12 protein-coding genes are annotated in these 16,585 nt (G+C 68.9%); 1 reads left to right on the forward strand and 11 read right to left on the reverse strand.

Features of this window, described 5'->3' with window-relative positions; translation table 11 throughout:
* Positions 1 to 6 precede the first annotated feature (6 nt).
* From OG496_RS21525 to OG496_RS21575, 11 genes are all read right to left on the reverse strand, one after another.
* Positions 7 to 1,974 carry a TIGR03960 family B12-binding radical SAM protein gene (locus OG496_RS21525; RefSeq protein WP_405972034.1) on the reverse strand — a complete coding sequence of 656 codons (1,968 nt, stop codon included), beginning with the start codon at positions 1,972 to 1,974 and terminating at the stop codon, positions 7 to 9.
* Positions 1,975 to 2,060: 86 nt separating this feature from the next.
* Positions 2,061 to 3,593, reverse strand: coding sequence for a CHAD domain-containing protein (locus OG496_RS21530; RefSeq protein WP_405972035.1), 1,533 nt, complete (start codon positions 3,591 to 3,593; stop codon positions 2,061 to 2,063).
* 105 nt (positions 3,594 to 3,698) lie between these two features.
* Positions 3,699 to 4,895 carry a rod shape-determining protein RodA gene (gene rodA / locus OG496_RS21535; RefSeq protein WP_366490858.1) on the reverse strand — a complete coding sequence of 399 codons (1,197 nt, stop codon included), beginning with the start codon at positions 4,893 to 4,895 and terminating at the stop codon, positions 3,699 to 3,701.
* Complete coding sequence (gene mrdA / locus OG496_RS21540; protein ID WP_399391559.1) at positions 4,892 to 7,156, reverse strand: penicillin-binding protein 2; 2,265 nt, start codon at positions 7,154 to 7,156, stop codon at positions 4,892 to 4,894. The genes rodA and mrdA overlap by 4 nt, the downstream gene beginning before the upstream one ends.
* Positions 7,157 to 7,248: 92 nt before the next feature.
* Positions 7,249 to 7,917, reverse strand: a complete 669-nt coding sequence (mreD, locus tag OG496_RS21545; RefSeq protein ID WP_405972036.1) for a rod shape-determining protein MreD — start codon at positions 7,915 to 7,917, stop codon at positions 7,249 to 7,251.
* A 12-nt stretch (positions 7,918 to 7,929) separates the two neighbouring features.
* On the reverse strand, positions 7,930 to 8,871 hold the full coding sequence (gene mreC, locus OG496_RS21550; protein WP_405972037.1) for a rod shape-determining protein MreC: 942 nt from the start codon (positions 8,869 to 8,871) through the stop codon (positions 7,930 to 7,932).
* Positions 8,872 to 9,043: 172 nt separating this feature from the next.
* The gene (locus tag OG496_RS21555) at positions 9,044 to 10,063 is read right to left on the reverse strand and encodes a rod shape-determining protein (protein ID WP_019065566.1); all 1,020 of its coding nucleotides are present in this window, start codon (positions 10,061 to 10,063) and stop codon (positions 9,044 to 9,046) included.
* Positions 10,064 to 10,339: 276 nt separating this feature from the next.
* Positions 10,340 to 10,753, reverse strand: coding sequence for a nucleoside-diphosphate kinase (gene ndk, locus OG496_RS21560; protein ID WP_393755551.1), 414 nt, complete (start codon positions 10,751 to 10,753; stop codon positions 10,340 to 10,342).
* A gap of 88 nt (positions 10,754 to 10,841) precedes the next feature.
* Entirely contained in the window at positions 10,842 to 11,207 is a 366-nt protein-coding gene (locus OG496_RS21565) for a DUF4233 domain-containing protein (protein WP_405972038.1), read from the reverse strand.
* Between the two features lie 6 nt (positions 11,208 to 11,213).
* A complete protein-coding gene (locus OG496_RS21570) occupies positions 11,214 to 12,701 on the reverse strand; it encodes a bifunctional folylpolyglutamate synthase/dihydrofolate synthase (RefSeq protein ID WP_405972039.1) in 1,488 nt (495 codons plus the stop codon).
* A gap of 105 nt (positions 12,702 to 12,806) precedes the next feature.
* The gene (locus OG496_RS21575) at positions 12,807 to 15,431 is read right to left on the reverse strand and encodes a valine--tRNA ligase (protein WP_405972040.1); all 2,625 of its coding nucleotides are present in this window, start codon (positions 15,429 to 15,431) and stop codon (positions 12,807 to 12,809) included.
* Positions 15,432 to 15,567: 136 nt separating this feature from the next.
* Between OG496_RS21575 and OG496_RS21580 the strand changes: the two genes are divergently transcribed.
* Complete coding sequence (locus tag OG496_RS21580; protein ID WP_405972041.1) at positions 15,568 to 16,581, forward strand: hypothetical protein; 1,014 nt, start codon at positions 15,568 to 15,570, stop codon at positions 16,579 to 16,581.
* The last annotated feature ends 4 nt before the right edge of the window (positions 16,582 to 16,585 follow it).

The raw sequence follows: 16,585 nt of genomic DNA on the forward strand, positions 1-16,585 counted from the left end.
ACACCCTCAGTGGGTGTGCCCGCTCCCCGCAGGCTGCTTCACCGTCAGCGGGAGCAGCTTCTTGCCCGTGGGGCCGATCTGGATGGACGTGTCCATCTGCGGGCACACCCCGCAGTCGAAGCACGGCGTCCACCGGCAGTCCTCGACCTCTGTCTCGTCGAGGGAGTCCTGCCAGTCCTCCCAGAGCCAGTCCTTGTCCAGGCCCGAGTCCAGGTGGTCCCAGGGGAGGACCTCCTCGTACGTCTTCTCGCGGGTCGTGTACCAGTCGACGTCGACGCCGAAGGCGGGCAGCGTCTTCTCGGCGCAGCGCATCCAGCGGTCGTAGGAGAAGTGCTCGCGCCAGCCGTCGAAGCGGCCGCCGTCCTCGTAGACGGCGCGGATGACCGCGCCGATGCGGCGGTCGCCGCGCGACAGGAGGCCCTCGACGATGCCCGGCTTGCCGTCGTGGTAGCGGAAGCCGATCGAGCGGCCGTACTTATTGTCGGCGCGGATCTTGTCGCGGAGCTTCGTGAGGCGGGCGTCCGTCTCCTGCGCCGAGAGCTGCGGGGCCCACTGGAACGGCGTGTGGGGCTTGGGGACAAAGCCGCCGATCGAGACCGTGCAGCGGATGTCGTTCTGGCCGGAGACCTTGCGGCCCTCGGCGATCACCTTCATCGCCATGTCGGCGATCTGCAGGACGTCCTCGTCGGTCTCCGTCGGGAGGCCGCACATGAAGTACAGCTTCACCTGGCGCCAGCCGTTGCCGTACGCCGTCGAGACCGTGCGGATCAGGTCCTCCTCCGAGACCATCTTGTTGATGACCTTGCGGAGGCGTTCCGAGCCGCCCTCCGGCGCGAAGGTGAGGCCCGAGCGCCGGCCGTTCCTCGTCAGTTCGTTGGCCAGGTCCACGTTGAACGCGTCCACGCGGGTCGACGGGAGGGACAGGCCGACCTTGTCCTCCGTGTAGCGGTCCGCCAGGCCCTTCGCGATCTCGCCGATCTCCGAGTGGTCCGCCGAGGAGAGCGACAGCAGGCCGACCTCCTCGAAGCCCGTCGCCTTGAGGCCCTTCTCGACCATCTCGCCGATGCCCGTGATCGACCGCTCGCGCACCGGGCGTGTGATCATGCCCGCCTGGCAGAAACGGCAGCCGCGCGTACAGCCCCGGAAGATCTCGACCGACATGCGCTCATGGACCGTCTCGGCGAGCGGCACCAACGGCTGCTTCGGGTACGGCCATTCGTCGAGGTCCATGACGGTGTGCTTGCTCACCCGCCACGGGACACCCGACTTGTTCGGGACCACCCGCGCGATGCGGTGGTCCGGCAGGTACTCGACGTCGTAGAACGCCGGGATGTAGACCGAGCCCGTCTTCGCCAGGCGGAAGAGGACCTCCTCGCGGCCGCCGGGGCGGCCCTCCGCCTTCCAGGCTCGGATGATCTTCGTCATGTCGAGTACGGCCTGTTCGCCGTCGCCGATGATCACCGCGTCGATGAAGTCCGCGATCGGCTCGGGGTTGAAGGCCGCGTGACCGCCCGCCAGGACGATCGGGTCGTCGAGCGTCCGGTTCTTCGACTCCAGCGGGATGCCCGCCAGGTCCAGGGCCGTGAGCATGTTCGTGTAGCCGAGCTCGGTGGAGAAGCTGAGCCCGAACACGTCGAACGCGCCCACCGGGCGGTGGCTGTCGACCGTGAACTGCGGGACCTTGTGCTCCCGCATCAGCGCCTCCAGGTCCGGCCACACGCTGTACGTGCGCTCGGCGAGGACGCCCTCCTGCTCGTTCAGGACCTCGTAGAGGATCATGACGCCCTGGTTGGGCAGGCCGACCTCGTACGCGTCCGGGTACATCAACGCCCAGCGGACATCGCACGACTCCCACGGCTTGACCGTGGAGTTGAGCTCGCCGCCGACGTACTGGATCGGCTTCTGCACATGCGGGAGCAGGGCTTCGAGCTGCGGAAACACGGACTCTGCGGCCGCAGCGACTTCGGCAGGCATCTCGCGAACCTTCGTGAGCGGGACTGAACGGACGGGTGACCATCCAGACTAACGCGATCCCGGACCTCACCCGTACGCACCAGCCGTCACACCTGGACGGACCCCTCGGCCACGATCCCCTTCCACACCTCCGGCAACGCCGCCTCCACCCCGGCCGCCCGCTGCTCCTCCCGCCCGTACAGCACTCCGTACGTGAACGAGCTCTCCCCCGCCGCGTGCGCCACCGCGGACAGCTCCCGCAGGGTCACGCGGACCATCACGCTGTCCTGGTGCTCACCGAGCAGGGTGGTCAGCGACTTCATGGACTTGGCGAGCGCGCGGGCCGGGCTACCGAGGGCCGGCGTCGCCGCCTCCGCCGCGTACCGGGTGCGCTTGGCCTTCTTGCGGGCCTCGTGCAGCGCGAGGTCGCGGTCCGGTCCGGGCGGCGCCTCGATCGCCTCCTCGACGAGCGCGGAGACCTTTCCGAAGTCCTTGCGTACGGCCTTGCCGATCACCTTCTCCGGCTTGCCGACCGCGTCGGGCAGCAGGGGCGGTTCGGCGACCAGCGCGTCCAGGGTGTCGAGGAGCGCGAGATACCGCTTGGAGTCCAGGACACCGATCAGCCGACGCCGTGAACCACCGCGCCGGGCGTTGGCCCAGGTGCGCAGGCGGGTGCGGATCGGGCCGGAGATCAGCGTGCGGGGCAGTTCGCCGAGGACCGTCGTCAGGCGCTCGGTCATGACCTCCCGGTCCCGGTCCACCCCCAACTCGCCTGCCAGCCACCGCAGTTCCTCGCCGATCGGGTCGGTGATCGTACGGTCGAGGACCTTGCCGTACGAGCGGAACGTGCTGCGCAGCCGGCGGGTGGCGACCCGCATCCGGTGGACGGAGTCGTACGCGTCCTGCCGTACGGCCGGGTCGAGTTCGAGGATGGCGTCGCGCTGGGCGCGGACGTAGGCGAGGACGTGGTCGCCGGCGGTGACCGGATCCGCGGGCTCCTCGGGCACGGGCGGTGCCTTGCGCTTCTTCTTGCCCGACCCCGACGGGCGCGTCTCCGCCAGCGCCCGCGCCAGCTTGGAGGCGGACGACGACTGCCGTACCCCCGCCTTGCGCAACCGTTTCTCCACCTTGTCGAGGAACGCCGGGTCGCCGTCATCGGCGAGTTCGACCTCGATCTCGGTCCACTGGGCGGTGCCGCCGCCGTCGGTGAGGCGTTCCGCGTGTACGGCGTCCACGCTGACCTCGGCGAGGAGCTTGCCCTCGGCGTCCACGAGGTGGCGTACGTCGCGGTCGGAGCGCAGGCGGACGGCGGGCAGCAGCTCGGCCTCGCGCACACGGGAGCGGACCAGTCCGGCGAGGGTGCGCGGCACGGTGTCGGAGAGCGGTTCCCGGATCTCGTCGCGGACACCGGGCGCGACCGGCACCTTCAGGTGCCAGCCCGCGTCGGAACCGCCGGTGCGGCGGCGCAGGGTCAGTGAGGCGGCGGCGAGGCGCTCGTCGGCCGTGTCGTAGTAGACGGCGTCCAGACTCACGACGCCCTTGTCGATCACGGACACCACCCCGGCGACGCCGGTCAGGTCGGGCAAACCGCTCTCGTCGGACTCGTACTTACGCTCGATCTCGCGCTTTGTGTCCGCCATGCACCGAATCTAGTTGCTGACGAGCCGGGATGGCAGGGGGCGTCCCAAATGAACCCTCGGGAAACTCGGGTAAATGGGGCGGTAACGACCGGGCAAAGATGGTGACTATGCGGACATCGGGCGCTGCACCCGGATCGACTGCAGCAACCCCACCGCGAGCCACACCGCGAACATCGACGTACCTCCGTACGACACGAACGGCAGTGGCAGGCCGGTGACCGGCATGATGCCGAGGGTCATGCCGACGTTCTCGAAGGCCTGGAAGGCGAACCAGGCGACGATCCCGGCGGCGACGATCGTGCCGTAGAGCTCGGTCGAGTCGCGGGCGATGCGGCAGGCGCGCCACAGGACCACGCCGAGGAGGACGAGGATCAGGCCCGCGCCGACGAAGCCCAACTCCTCGCCCGCGACGGTGAAGACGAAGTCCGTCTGCTGTTCCGGGACGAACTGGCCCGTCGTCTGGGAGCCGTGGAAGAGGCCCTCGCCGGTGAGGCCGCCGGAGCCGATCGCAATGCGGGCCTGGTTGGTGTTGTAGCCGACGCCTGCCGGGTCGAGGCTCGGGTTGGCGAAGGCGGCGAAGCGGGCGATCTGGTACTCGTCCAGGAAGTGCAGCTGCCACACGGCGATCGCGCCCAGGGTGCCCGCGCCGAGCAGGCCGAAGATCCAGCGGTTGGAGGCGCCGGAGGCCAGCAGCACGCCGAGCACGATGATGACCATGACCATGACGGAGCCGAGGTCGGGCATCAGCATGACGATCATCATCGGGACCGAGGCGAGGCCCAGGGCCTGGAGGACCGTGCGGTGGTCGGGGTGGGGCTTGTCGCCCGCGTCGACCCGGGCGGCGAGGATCATCGCCATGCCCAGGATGATCGTGATCTTCACGAACTCCGAGGGCTGGAGCGAGAAGCCGCCGCCGAGCACGATCCAGGAGTGCGCGCCGTTGACCGTGGAACCCAGCGGGGTGAGCACCAGCAGGATGCCGAACACCGAGGCGCCGTAGAGGAACGGGACGACGACGCGCAGGGTGCGGTGGCCGACCCAGATCACGGCGATCATCAGGCCGATGCCGATGCCGGTGTTCATCAGGTGCCGGATCAGGAAGTAGTACTGGTCGCCCTGGTTGATCTCGGTGCGGTTGCGGGTCGCCGAGAAGACGAGGAGCGAGCCGATCAGGGACAGGCCGACCGCCGACAGCAGTATCGGCCAGTCCAGCCGGCGGGCCAGCGAGTCACGGGCGAACACCCGCGTCCAGCCGGCCCGGTCGGGCCCGTATCCGGAGACGGAGAAGCTGTTGCCGGTCACGTGAGCATCCTCCGGTTTCCCCTTCTGCGCGGACGCCTGCGGGTGTTGCTGTTGGTGGTGGACGGTGAGGGCGCGATGGCCGGCTGCTGGGTGTCGTCCGCGGGCGTGACGCCGCCCTCGGTCGCCTTCTCCTGCTGCTTCTCCAGCTCCTTGGCCGGGTCGGCGGTGATCTTCGGGGAGGCGATCGTGCCGTCGGCGCGGACCTTCGGCAGGCTCGTCTGCGGCGTGGGCAGCATCGCCTTCTTCTTGTCGATGGAGCCGTCGGCCTGGACGCCGTACATCGCGTTGTAGATGTTGCGCACGGCCTCACCGGAGGCACCGGAACCCGTACCGGCCTGCGCGATCGTCATGACGACCGTGTAGTCCTTGGTGTACGTGGCGAACCAGGAGGTGGTCTGCTTGCCGTAGACCTCCGCCGTACCCGTCTTGGCGTGCAGTTCGATCTTGTCCTGCGGCCAGCCCTGGAACTTCCAGGCGGCGGTACCGCTGGTGACCACGCCCGCGAGGGCCTTGTCGATGCCCTTGTGGGTGGCCGCGCTGATCGGCAGCTTCGCCTTCACCTGCGGCTTGATCTCCTGGACCGTCTTGCCGTCGGCGCTGACGATCGCCTTGCCGATGGTCGGGACGTACTCGGTGCCGCCGTTGGCGAGCGCGCCGTAGACCATGGCCTCCTGGATCGGCGTGACGAGGGTGTCGCCCTGGCCGATGGAGTAGTTGATCGAGTCGCCCTCGCGCATCTTGTTGCCTTCGAGGCAGTTCTCGTACGCGATCTGCTGGACGTACGTGCCGCCCTTCTTGCCGGTCTTGCACCAGTAGGCCTTGTTGGCCTCCCAGGTCTCCTGCTTCCACTTGCGGTCCGGGATCCGGCCGGTGACCTCGTTCGGGAGGTCGACGCCGGTGACCTTGCCGAGGCCGAACTGGTGGGCCGCCTTGTAGAAGTAGTCCTTGGGCTCACCCTTCTTCGGGTTGATGCCGCCGTCCTTCTTCCACTGGGCGTCGGCGAGACCGTAGAAGACGGTGTCGCAGGAGACCTCCAGCGCGCGGCCCAGCGAGATGGGGCCGAAGTTCTCGCCCTCGAAGTTCTTGAAGACCTGGCCGCCCACCGAGTACGAACTCGTGCAGGGGTAGCCGCCGTCCCACGTGTAGCCGGCCTCGACCGCGGCGGCCGTGGAGACCACCTTGAACGTCGAACCGGGCGCCGACTGACCCTGTATGGCGCGGTTCAGCAGCGGGTAGTCGGAGTTCTTGCCGGTGAGCTGCTTGTAGTCCTTGGCGGAGATGCCGCCGACCCAGACGTTCGGGTCGTACGTCGGCGCGGACGCCATGGCGACGATCCGGCCGGTCTTGGCCTCCATCACGACCACGGCACCGGAGTCGGCCTTGTAGTTCTCGCCGGTGATCTTGTCGAACTGCGTGCGGGCGGTCTTCATCGCCTTGTCGAGCTGGTACTCGGCGACGCGCTGCACGCGGGCGTCGATGCTGGTGACGAGGTTCGAACCGGGCTCCGGCGCGTCGGACTTGGCCTTGCCGATGACGCGGCCGAGGTTGTCGACCTCGTAGCGGGTGACGCCGGCCTTGCCGCGCAGCTCCTTGTCGTACTCGCGCTCAAGGCCCGAGCGGCCGACCTGGTCGGAGCGCAGATACGGCGAGTCGCTGTCCTTGGCCTGGGTGATCTCGTCGTCGGTGACCGGCGAGAGGTAGCCGAGGACCTGGGCCGCGTTGGCGTCGCCGGGGGCCGCGTAGCGCCGTACGGCCTCGGGCTCGGCGGTGATGCCGGGGAAGTCCTCGGCGCGCTCGCGGATCTGCAGGGCCTGCTTGGCGGTGGCCTCGTCGGTGATCGGGATGGGCTGGTAGGGCGAGCCGTTCCAGCAGGGCTGCGGGGTCTTCGCGTCGCACAGCCGGACCTTCTGGATGACGTCCGCGGGCTTCAGGCCCAGCACGCCGGCCAGCTTGGTGAGGACGGCCTTGCCGTCGTCCGCCTGCTTCAGCAGGTCGGTGCGGGAGGCGGAGACCACGAGCCGGGTCTCGTTGTCGGCGAGGGGCACACCGCGCGCGTCCAGTATCGAACCGCGCACCGCGGGCTCGACGACCTGCTGGACGTGGTTGCCGGACGCTTCCTTCTGGTACGCGGCGCCCTCACGGATCTGCAGGTACCAGAGGCGCCCGCCGAGGGTGCCGAGGAGGGAGAGGACGAGAATCTGGATGACGACGAGCCTGATCTGAACCCGTGGAGTCCGACCGGTCTCCGGGATGTTGGTCACTTGTGCTGCCTCCCCCTCTCAGTGCGTGTACACGATGCGTGTATGAGTCCTATACGACGGACCTGTGAGTCCGTGCGCCAACTCCCCGGTGGTCAAAGCCTCTTGACCCCCTTGATACGTCCCGCACGGGCCACGCGCGCGCGTGCGGTCTTCATCCGCAGGCCGCCGCGCTGGCCGCCGATCTTCAGGCCGGTGCCCGAGGAGAGCCAACCCGAGGAGATGTCGGCCGACTTGGCGGCGTTGGTCTCCGCGAGCGGGTCGTTGTCGGCGCGCCGGGCCAGCGCCATGATCCCGGGGACGACGAACGGGGCGAGCAGCAGGTCGTACAGGGAGGCCGTGAACAGCAGGCTGCCCAGGCCGACATGGCGGGCGGCGGTGTCGCCGACGAGGGCGCCGACACCGGCGTAGAGCAGGGTGGCGCCGATGGCGGCGGCGACCACGACGGCCATCGGGCCGGTCGCCGACTTCAGGCGGCCGTTCTCCGGTTTCGCCAGGCCCGCGAGGTAGCCGATGACGCACAGGACGAGGGCGTACCGGCCGGCCGCGTGGTCGGCGGGCGGGGCCAGGTCGGCGAGGAGGCCCGCGCCGAAGCCGATGAGGGCGCCCGCGACATGGCCGTAGACCATGGCCAGGCCGAGGACCGTGAGGAGCAGCAGGTCGGGGACGGCGCCCGGGAGGTGGAGGCGGGCGAGGACGCTCACCTGGATCACGAGGGCGACGACGACCAGCGGCACGGAGAGCAGGATCCGGTTGACACGCATGGGGAAGGGCTCCTACTGCTGTTGCTGGCCGTCGACCGGCGCGTTCGCGGACGGGGTGACCGTGACGGTCACCGTCGGGATCGGGGTCGGCTTGGGCTTCGCCGGCAGGACCGTGTCACGCGGGTCCTTCTTCGGGGCCTCCACGACCACGCCGACGATGTCGAGCTTGGTGAAGTTGACGTACGGCGTGACGTACAGCGTGCGGGTCAGGCCGCCGCCGGAGGGGTCGACGCGGGAGACGACACCGACCGGGACACCGGGCACGAACGGCTTGTCGGCCTGCGAGCCGAAGGTGACCAGACGGTCCCCCTTCTGCACCTCGGCCTTGCCGTTGAGGAGTTCGACGCGCAGCGGACCGTCGCCCTCGCCGGAGGCGAAGCCGAGTTCGTCGTTGCCCTCCATGCGGGTGCCGACGGTGAAGTCGGGGTCGTTGGCGAGGAGGACGGTGGAGGCGTCGGGCCCGACAGTCGTGACGCGGCCGACCAGCCCATTCCCGTTCAGGACGGTCATGTCGCGCTTGATGCCGTCGTTGGCGCCGACGTCGATGGTGATCGTCCAGGAGAAGCTCTGCGCGGCTCCTATCGCGATGACCTGGGCGCCCTTGATGCCGTACTGGCCCTCGCCGGCCACCTTCAGCATCTTGTCGAGCTGGGTCAGGCGGCTGCGGTTGCGGTCGTCGCTGCCGAGCTTCGCCTTGAGGGCCGCGTTCTCCTTCTCCAGGACGGCGAGCCGGTCGTGCCGCTCACCGGAGTCGCGGACCGCGGAGACCGCGTCACCGACCGGGTCGACGGCGGACGACACGCCGTTCTCGATCGGGCCGAACACGGCGGCCGCGGCCCCGCGGGCTCCGTCGACGGGCGAGTCCTGCCCTCCCCGGATGTCCACCGTGATCAACGCGAACGCTACGGCGATCAGCAGCACCAGGAGCAGCCGGCTCTCTCGTGTGTCCCTCACGTGCGGCGGCCGTGCCTTCCTCATAGAAATGTGCAGAGGTTCAGGTATGCAGGTGTGTGTACGGAGGCCCCGTCAGATGTGAATGGAGGCCTATGACGGAGCCTATGCCTCCGTATCAACGATCCGCCGCACGAGAGGAGATCATCCCGTACGGCGGAATCGAAGCGTTACGTCATCTGCGCGGCTGGGCGTCCAGAACCTGCTGGAGCGCCTCGAACTCCTCGACGCACTTGCCGGAGCCGAGCGCCACGCTGTCCAGCGGGTCCTCGGCGATGTGGATCGGCATGCCGGTCTCCCGGCGCAGCCGCTCGTCGAGCCCCTTCAGCAGGGCTCCGCCGCCGGTCAGAACGATTCCTCGGTCCATGATGTCGCCGGACAGCTCCGGCGGGCACTTGTCGAGGGTCGTCTTCACCGCGTCGACGATCGCGTTGACGGGCTCTTCGATCGCCTTGCGGACTTCGCCGGCGGAGATGACAACGGTCTTGGGCAGGCCGGAGACCAGGTCCCGGCCGCGGATTTCGGTGTGCTGGTCGTCGTCGAGGTCGTACGCGGAACCGATCGTGATCTTGATCTGCTCAGCCGTCCGCTCACCCAGAAGGAGCGAGTACTCCTTCTTGATGTGCTGGATGATCGCGTTGTCCAACTCGTCGCCCGCGACGCGGATGGACTGGGCGGTGACGATGCCACCGAGCGAGATGACCGCGACCTCCGTGGTGCCGCCGCCGATGTCCACCACCATGTTGCCCGTGGCCTCGTGGACCGGCAGGCCGGAACCGATGGCCGCGGCCATGGGCTCCTCGATGATGTGCACCTGGCGGGCGCCGGCCTGGGACGACGCCTCGATGACGGCACGGCGCTCGACGCCCGTGATGCCCGAGGGCACACAGACGACGACACGGGGGCGGGCCAGATAGCGCCGCTTGTGGATCTTCAGGATGAAGTAGCGGAGCATGCGCTCGGTGATCTCGAAGTCGGCGATGACACCGTCCTTCAGCGGACGCACGGCAACGATGTTGCCGGGCGTGCGCCCGATCATCTTCTTGGCTTCGGAGCCGACCGCGAGAATGCCACCGGTGTTGGTGTTGATGGCGACGACGGACGGCTCGTTGAGTACGATCCCGCGACCCCTGACGTACACCAGCGTGTTGGCGGTCCCGAGGTCGACAGCCATGTCACGGCCGATGAACGACATTGAGTTCCCCATCAGGATTCGTCTGGCCTTCCTGGGAGCTTTTGAGGGCTTTTCAGGTCGGCGAAGTGGGTGCAGTGACGTGAAGGCTTCCATCGTAGACGCGCCATCACGAACCCTGCGCGAGGGTCTTCGCCATTGTCAGCATGTGAGGCACCGCCTCGCTTGTGGAGACGGCCCAACGGGGGCACTCGTTCCCCCGATCGGCACGCATATGCCAAGAGACGGCCGGAAAATCGCGGCCGTCCCTGGTCAGGCATGTGGGTTACTGATGGAGATTCAGCCGCGCCCGGGGAAGAAGATCTTCACCTCGCGTTCGGCGGACTCCTCGGAGTCCGAGGCGTGGATCAGGTTCTCCCGCACGATGACTCCGAAGTCGCCGCGGATCGATCCCGGCGCGGCGGCGATCGGGTCGGTCGGACCGGCCAGCTGGCGTACGCCCTCGATGACCCGCTCGCCCTCGACGATCAGGGCGACGACGGGACCGGAGGCCATGAACTCAACCAGCGGCTCGTAGAACGGCTTGCCCTTGTGCTCGCCGTAGTGCTGCTCCAGGGTGTCCTGGTCCAGGGTGCGCAGCTCCAGCGCGGTGATCTGCCAGCCGGCTTTGCGCTCGATCCGGCTGATGATCTCGCCGGTCAGGCCACGACGTACGGCGTCGGGCTTGAGCAGGACGAGGGTGCGCTGGGTCACGACGGGGCTCCTTCGATCATGATGATGCGGGTCGACTCACGGTCGTCTCACGACAAGGCCGAGGCTACAGGGCGTGTCCATGCGCCCATTACGCAACGTCAGGTGTAGTGGAGCCGGCCTGCGCGGCCTGCGCCGCGAACCTCGCCTTCGCCTCGTCGATCTTCCGGCCGTAGTGGACCGAGGCCCACCACAGGGCCGCGAAGATCGCCCCGAGGAAGAACATCGACGGCACCACGAAGCCCGACGCGATCAGCGCGATCTGCAGCGCCCAGCCGAGCGCGATGCCGCCCGGCCGGGTCACCACACCGCACAGCGCGACGGACAGGAACATCGCGATCCCGCTGACCGTCCACACGGTGGAGGTGGTCAGGTCCGGGTCCTTCATGGCCACGAGCCCGGCGAAGCCGATCACGAAGAACTCGCCGATCAGCGTGGAAGAACAGAGCGTACGCACGGAAAGTCAGCCCCTCCCCAGGAGCAGTCGGGCCTCACCCACGGTGATGACGGAACCGGTGACGAGCACACCGCCGCCCGCGAACTCGCCGTCCTCCTCGGCCAGCGTGATCGCGGCCTCCAGGGCGTCGGGCAGCCGCGGTTCGACCTGCACGCGCTCGTCGCCGAACACCTCGACGGCGATCCCGGCCAGCTCGTCCACGTCCATCGCGCGGTGACTGGAGTTCTGCGTGACGACGACCTCGGCGAACATCGGCTCGAAGGCTTCGAGCAGCCCGCGCACGTTCTTGTCGCCGCTGGCGCCCACGACCCCGATCAGCTTGCTGAAGTCGAAGGCCTCGGCCACGGCTTCGGCGGTCGCACGGGCGCCCGCGGGGTTGTGCGCCGCGTCGAGCACAACGGTCGGCGACCGCCGCACAACCTCCAACCGCCCCGGCGAGGTGACGGACGCGAACGCCTTCCGCACCGTGTCGATGGCAAGCGGATCGGGCCGCTGCGCCCCGACCCCGAAGAACGCTTCCACGGCGGCGAGCGCCACGGCGGCGTTGTGCGCCTGGTACGGGCCGTGCAGCGGGAGGTAGATCTCCTCGTACTCGCCACCGAGGCCGCGCAGATTGACGAGCTGTCCGCCGACCGCGACATGCCGGGACACGACCCCGAACTCCAGCCCCTCCCGGGCCACGGTCGCGTCCACCTCGACGGCCTTCTTCAGCAGCACCTGCGCCGCGTCCACCGGCTGCTGCGCCAGGATCACGGTCGCGTCCTGCTTGACGATGCCGGCCTTCTCCGTGGCGATCTCGCCTGTCGTCTCGCCGAGGCGGTCGGTGTGGTCGAGATCGATGGGGGTCACTACGGCGACGGCGGCGTCGATGACGTTGGTGGCGTCCCAGGTCCCGCCCATCCCGACCTCTACGACGGCCACGTCGACCGGCGCGTCCGCGAACGCGGCGTACGCCATGCCCGTCAGCACCTCGAAGAACGACAGGCGGAACTCCTGCTGCGCGTCCACCATCTCGACGTACGGCTTGATGTCCTCGTACGTCTCGATGAAGCGCTCGGCGGAGATCGGGGCGCCGTCGAGGCTGATGCGCTCGGTGATCGACTGGACGTGCGGGGAGGTGTAGCGGCCGGTGCGCAGTTCGAAGGCGCCGAGCAGCGCCTCGATCATGCGGGCCGTGGACGTCTTTCCGTTCGTGCCGGTGATGTGGATCGAGGGGTACGAGCGCTGGGGGTCGCCCAGGACGTCCATCAGCGCGGCGATACGGCTGACCGACGGCTCCAGCTTGGTCTCGCCCCAGCGGGTCGCGAGCTCGGCCTCCACGTCGCGCAGGGCCTTGTCCAGGGCGGGGTCTTCCGGGCGGCCGGGGACGTCTGCCTGGGGGGCGCCGGTGCCCTGGGTGCGGAGGGTGCGGCTGCCGGCCTCGATGACCGCGAGGTCGGGGTCGCGGTCGGTCTCGGCGTCGATGATCTCGTCGAAGGGGTCGCTGTCGGTCACAGGGCCAGTTTAGGGGTGCGCCCGAGGAAGGCGGTGGCTGGTCCTGACTGGCGGGCGCGGGGAGGAGTGTGGCTGGTCGCGCAGTTCCCCGCGCCCCTGGGTTGGCTACTGCTGAGGCAAGCCGTCCAGCTGGGCCTTGATGCGGGCGATGTCCTCGTCGGCCTTGGAGAGGCGGCCGCGGATCTTGTCGACCACGTTGTCCGGGGCCTTGGCCAGGAACGCCTCGTTGCCGAGCTTGGCCGTTGCCTGGGCCTTCTCCTTCTCGGCGGCGGCGAGGTCCTTCGCGAGGCGCTTCCGTTCCGCCGCGATGTCGATCGTGCCGGAGAGGTCGAGGGCGACCGTGGCGCCGCCGACCGGGAGGGTGGCCGTCGCCGCGAAGGCGTCGCCCTCCGGCTGGAGGCGGAGGAGCTGGCGGATGGCGGCCTCGTGGGGCGCCAGGGCCGTGCCGTCCAGCGTGAGGCGGGCCGGGACGCGCTGGCCGGGCTGGAGGCCCTGGTCGGCGCGGAAACGGCGGACCTCGGTGATGACCTGCTGGAGGGTCTCGATCTCCTTCTCGGCCGGTGTGTCACGGAAGCCCGAGTCCTTCGGCCAGTCCGCGATGACGACCGACTCGCCGCCCGTGAGGGTCGTCCAGAGCGTCTCCGTGACGAAGGGGACGATCGGGTGCAGCAACTTCAGGGTGACGTCGAGGACTTCGCCCAGGACGCGCTTGGAGACCTCGGCCGGTTCGCCGCCCGCCATGAACGTCGTCTTGGACAACTCGACGTACCAGTCGAAGACTTCGTCCCACGCGAAGTGGAACAGCGCGTCGGAGAGCTTCGCGAACTGGTAGTCCTCGTAGAGCGCGTCGACTTCGGCGACCGTGGAGTTGAGGCGGGACAGGATCCAGCGGTCGGTCGCCGACATCTCCGACGCGTCGGGCAGGTCGCCCTCGATCGTCGCGCCGTTCATGAGGGCGAAACGGGTCGCGTTCCAGAGCTTGTTGGCGAAGTTGCGGGAGCCCTGGACCCAGTCCTCGCCGATCGGGACGTCGACGCCCGGGTTGGCGCCGCGCGCGAGGGTGAAACGGAGCGCGTCGGAGCCGTACTTGTCCATCCAGTCGAGCGGATTGACCGCGTTCCCGAAGGACTTGGACATCTTCTTGCCGAACTGGTCGCGGACCATGCCGTGCAGGGCGATGGTGTGGAACGGCGGGGTGCCGTCCATCGCGTAGAGGCCGAACATCATCATCCGGGCGACCCAGAAGAAGAGGATGTCGTAGCCGGTGACCAGGACGGAGTTCGGGTAGAACTTCGCGAGCGACTCGGTCTGTTCGGGCCAGCCGAGGGTCGAGAAGGGCCACAGGCCGGAGGAGAACCAGGTGTCGAGGACGTCGGTGTCCTGGTGCCAGCCCTCACCCGTGGGGGCCTCGTCGTCGGGGCCGACGCAGACGACCTCGCCGTTCGGGCCGTACCAGACCGGGATGCGGTGGCCCCACCACAACTGCCGTGAGATGCACCAGTCGTGGAGGTTGTCGACCCAGTCGAAGTAGCGCTTCTCCATCTCCTGCGGGTGGATCTTGACCCGGCCGTCGCGGACCGCGTCGCCGGCCGCCTTCGCGAGCGGGGCGACCTTGACCCACCACTGCATGGACAGCCGCGGCTCGATGGTCGTCTTGCAGCGCGAGCAGTGGCCGACCGAGTGGACGTACGGCCGCTTCTCGGCGACGATCCGGCCCTCGGCGCGCAGGGCGGCGACGATCGCGGAGCGGGCTTCGAGGCGGTCCTGGCCCTGGAAGGGGCCGGGGACGGTGATGACGGCGTGCTCGTCCATGACCGTGATGGCCGGCAGGTCGTGCCGCTGGCCGATCTCGAAGTCGTTCGGGTCGTGGGCCGGGGTGACCTTGACGGCACCCGTGCCGAACTCGGGGTCGACGTGCTCGTCCGCGACGACCGGGATGGAACGGTCGGTCAGCGGCAGCCTGATGAGCTTGCCGACAAGGTGCTTGTAGCGCTCGTCCGACGGGTGAACGGCGACAGCCGTGTCACCGAGCATGGTCTCGGCGCGCGTCGTGGCGACGACGATGGTCTCGTCCCCGTCGCCGTACTTCATGGAGACGAGCTCGCCGTCGTCGTCCTGGTACTCGACCTCGATGTCGGAGATCGCGGTGAGACAGCGCGGGCACCAGTTGATGATGCGCTCGGCGCGGTAGATCAACTCGTCGTCGTAGAGCCGCTTGAAGATGGTCTGGACGGACTGGGAGAGACCCTCGTCCATGGTGAAGCGCTCGCGGGACCAGGCGACGCCGTCGCCGAGGCGGCGCATCTGGCCGGAGATCTGGCCGCCGGACTCGCCCTTCCACTGCCAGACGCGCTCGACGAAGGCCTCGCGGCCCAGGTCGTGGCGGGACTTGCCCTCCTTGCCCAGCTCGCGCTCGACGACGTTCTGCGTGGCGATGCCGGCGTGGTCCATGCCGGGCTGCCACAGCGTCTCGTAGCCCTGCATGCGCTTGCGGCGCGTGAGGGCGTCGATGAGCGTGTGCTCGAAGGCGTGCCCGAGGTGCAGGCTGCCCGTGACGTTCGGCGGCGGGATGACGATCGTGTACGGCGGCTTCTCGCTCTTCGCGTCCGCTTCGAAGTAGCCCCGCTCCACCCAGCGCTCGTACAGCGGCCCCTCTACATCGGCCGGCGCGTACTGGGTCGGCAGTTCGGAGTCGGGCGCTGATGGCTGCTGCTGAGCGTTCTCGGTCACGGGCCCAGTTTAGGGGTGTCGCGGGGGTGTCCCGAAACGCGTTTGTTCTGTAACGGTGCGCCCCCCGATGCTCTGCGCTTCCTGTGACTGGGCCAGGATGTCGGGATCACATAAGCATCTGGAGGGGAACCCAGAAATGAGCTACAACCAGCCGGGCCCGTACGGCGGGCAGCCTCAGCAGCCCGGTCCGTACGGTCAGCCGGGTCCTTACGGCCAGCCTCCCCAGCAGGCGCCGCAGGGCGCCCCCCAGCCCGGCTACGGCTACCCCCAGCAGGCTCCCCCCGCCCAGCCCGGCTACGGCTACCCGGCGCAGCCCCAGCCCCCGCAGGGCGTCCCGCCACAGGGCCCCTACGGCCAGCCGCAGCCGCAGTACGGGCAGCAGGCGCCGTACGGCCAACCTCCTTACGGGCAGCCGCCGTACGGCGTTCCGCAGCCGCCGGCGCCCGGCGGGAAGAAGAAGACCGGGCTCATCATCGGCGCGGTGGCGGTCGTGGCCGCCATCGGTGTGGGCGTGTACTTCGTGCTCGGCTACACCGGGTCGTCCGGTCTCGCGGACGACGGTCCGCACAAGCTGACGACGCCGGCGAAGGTGCTCAGTGACTACAACCGGGCGACCAAGGACGGCGACACCAGCGACAGCGGCTCGTCGACCGTGAAGGACCTGGAGAAGAGCGGCGTCAAGAACGGCACCGCCGTCTTCGGCGCCTACACGACGGCCGACCTGAGCGGCTACAACCCGAGCGACCCCTCCACCGCGCCCAGCGCGTCGGAGCTGCTCACGGCCAAGGGCGTCCAACTCGTCGGCGCCTACGGCAAGATCGCCGATCCGGAGAAGGCCCTGGACGCGTTCTTCGCGGACATCCAGAAGGACGTCAAGGAGAGCAACTCCTCCAGCAGCAGCTCGACGGGCGGCAGCGAACTGGTCGGGGAGCCCGAGTCGGTCGACGTCAACGGCGCGGTCATGAAGTGCCAGGCGGCCAAGGGGACCAACCAGCTCACCAAGAAGCAGCAGACCGACTGGTTCTGCGCCTGGGCCGACTACAGCACCATCGCGATGGTCTCCCCCGGCGACAACACGGCCGACGTGTCCAAGGACACCGCCGTCTCCATGACGACCAAGCTGCGCAAGGAAGTTCGGGTGAAGATCTAGCCCC

This window comes from Streptomyces sp. NBC_00988 (genome assembly GCF_045162645.1).
Taxonomy (GTDB): domain Bacteria; phylum Actinomycetota; class Actinomycetes; order Streptomycetales; family Streptomycetaceae; genus Streptomyces.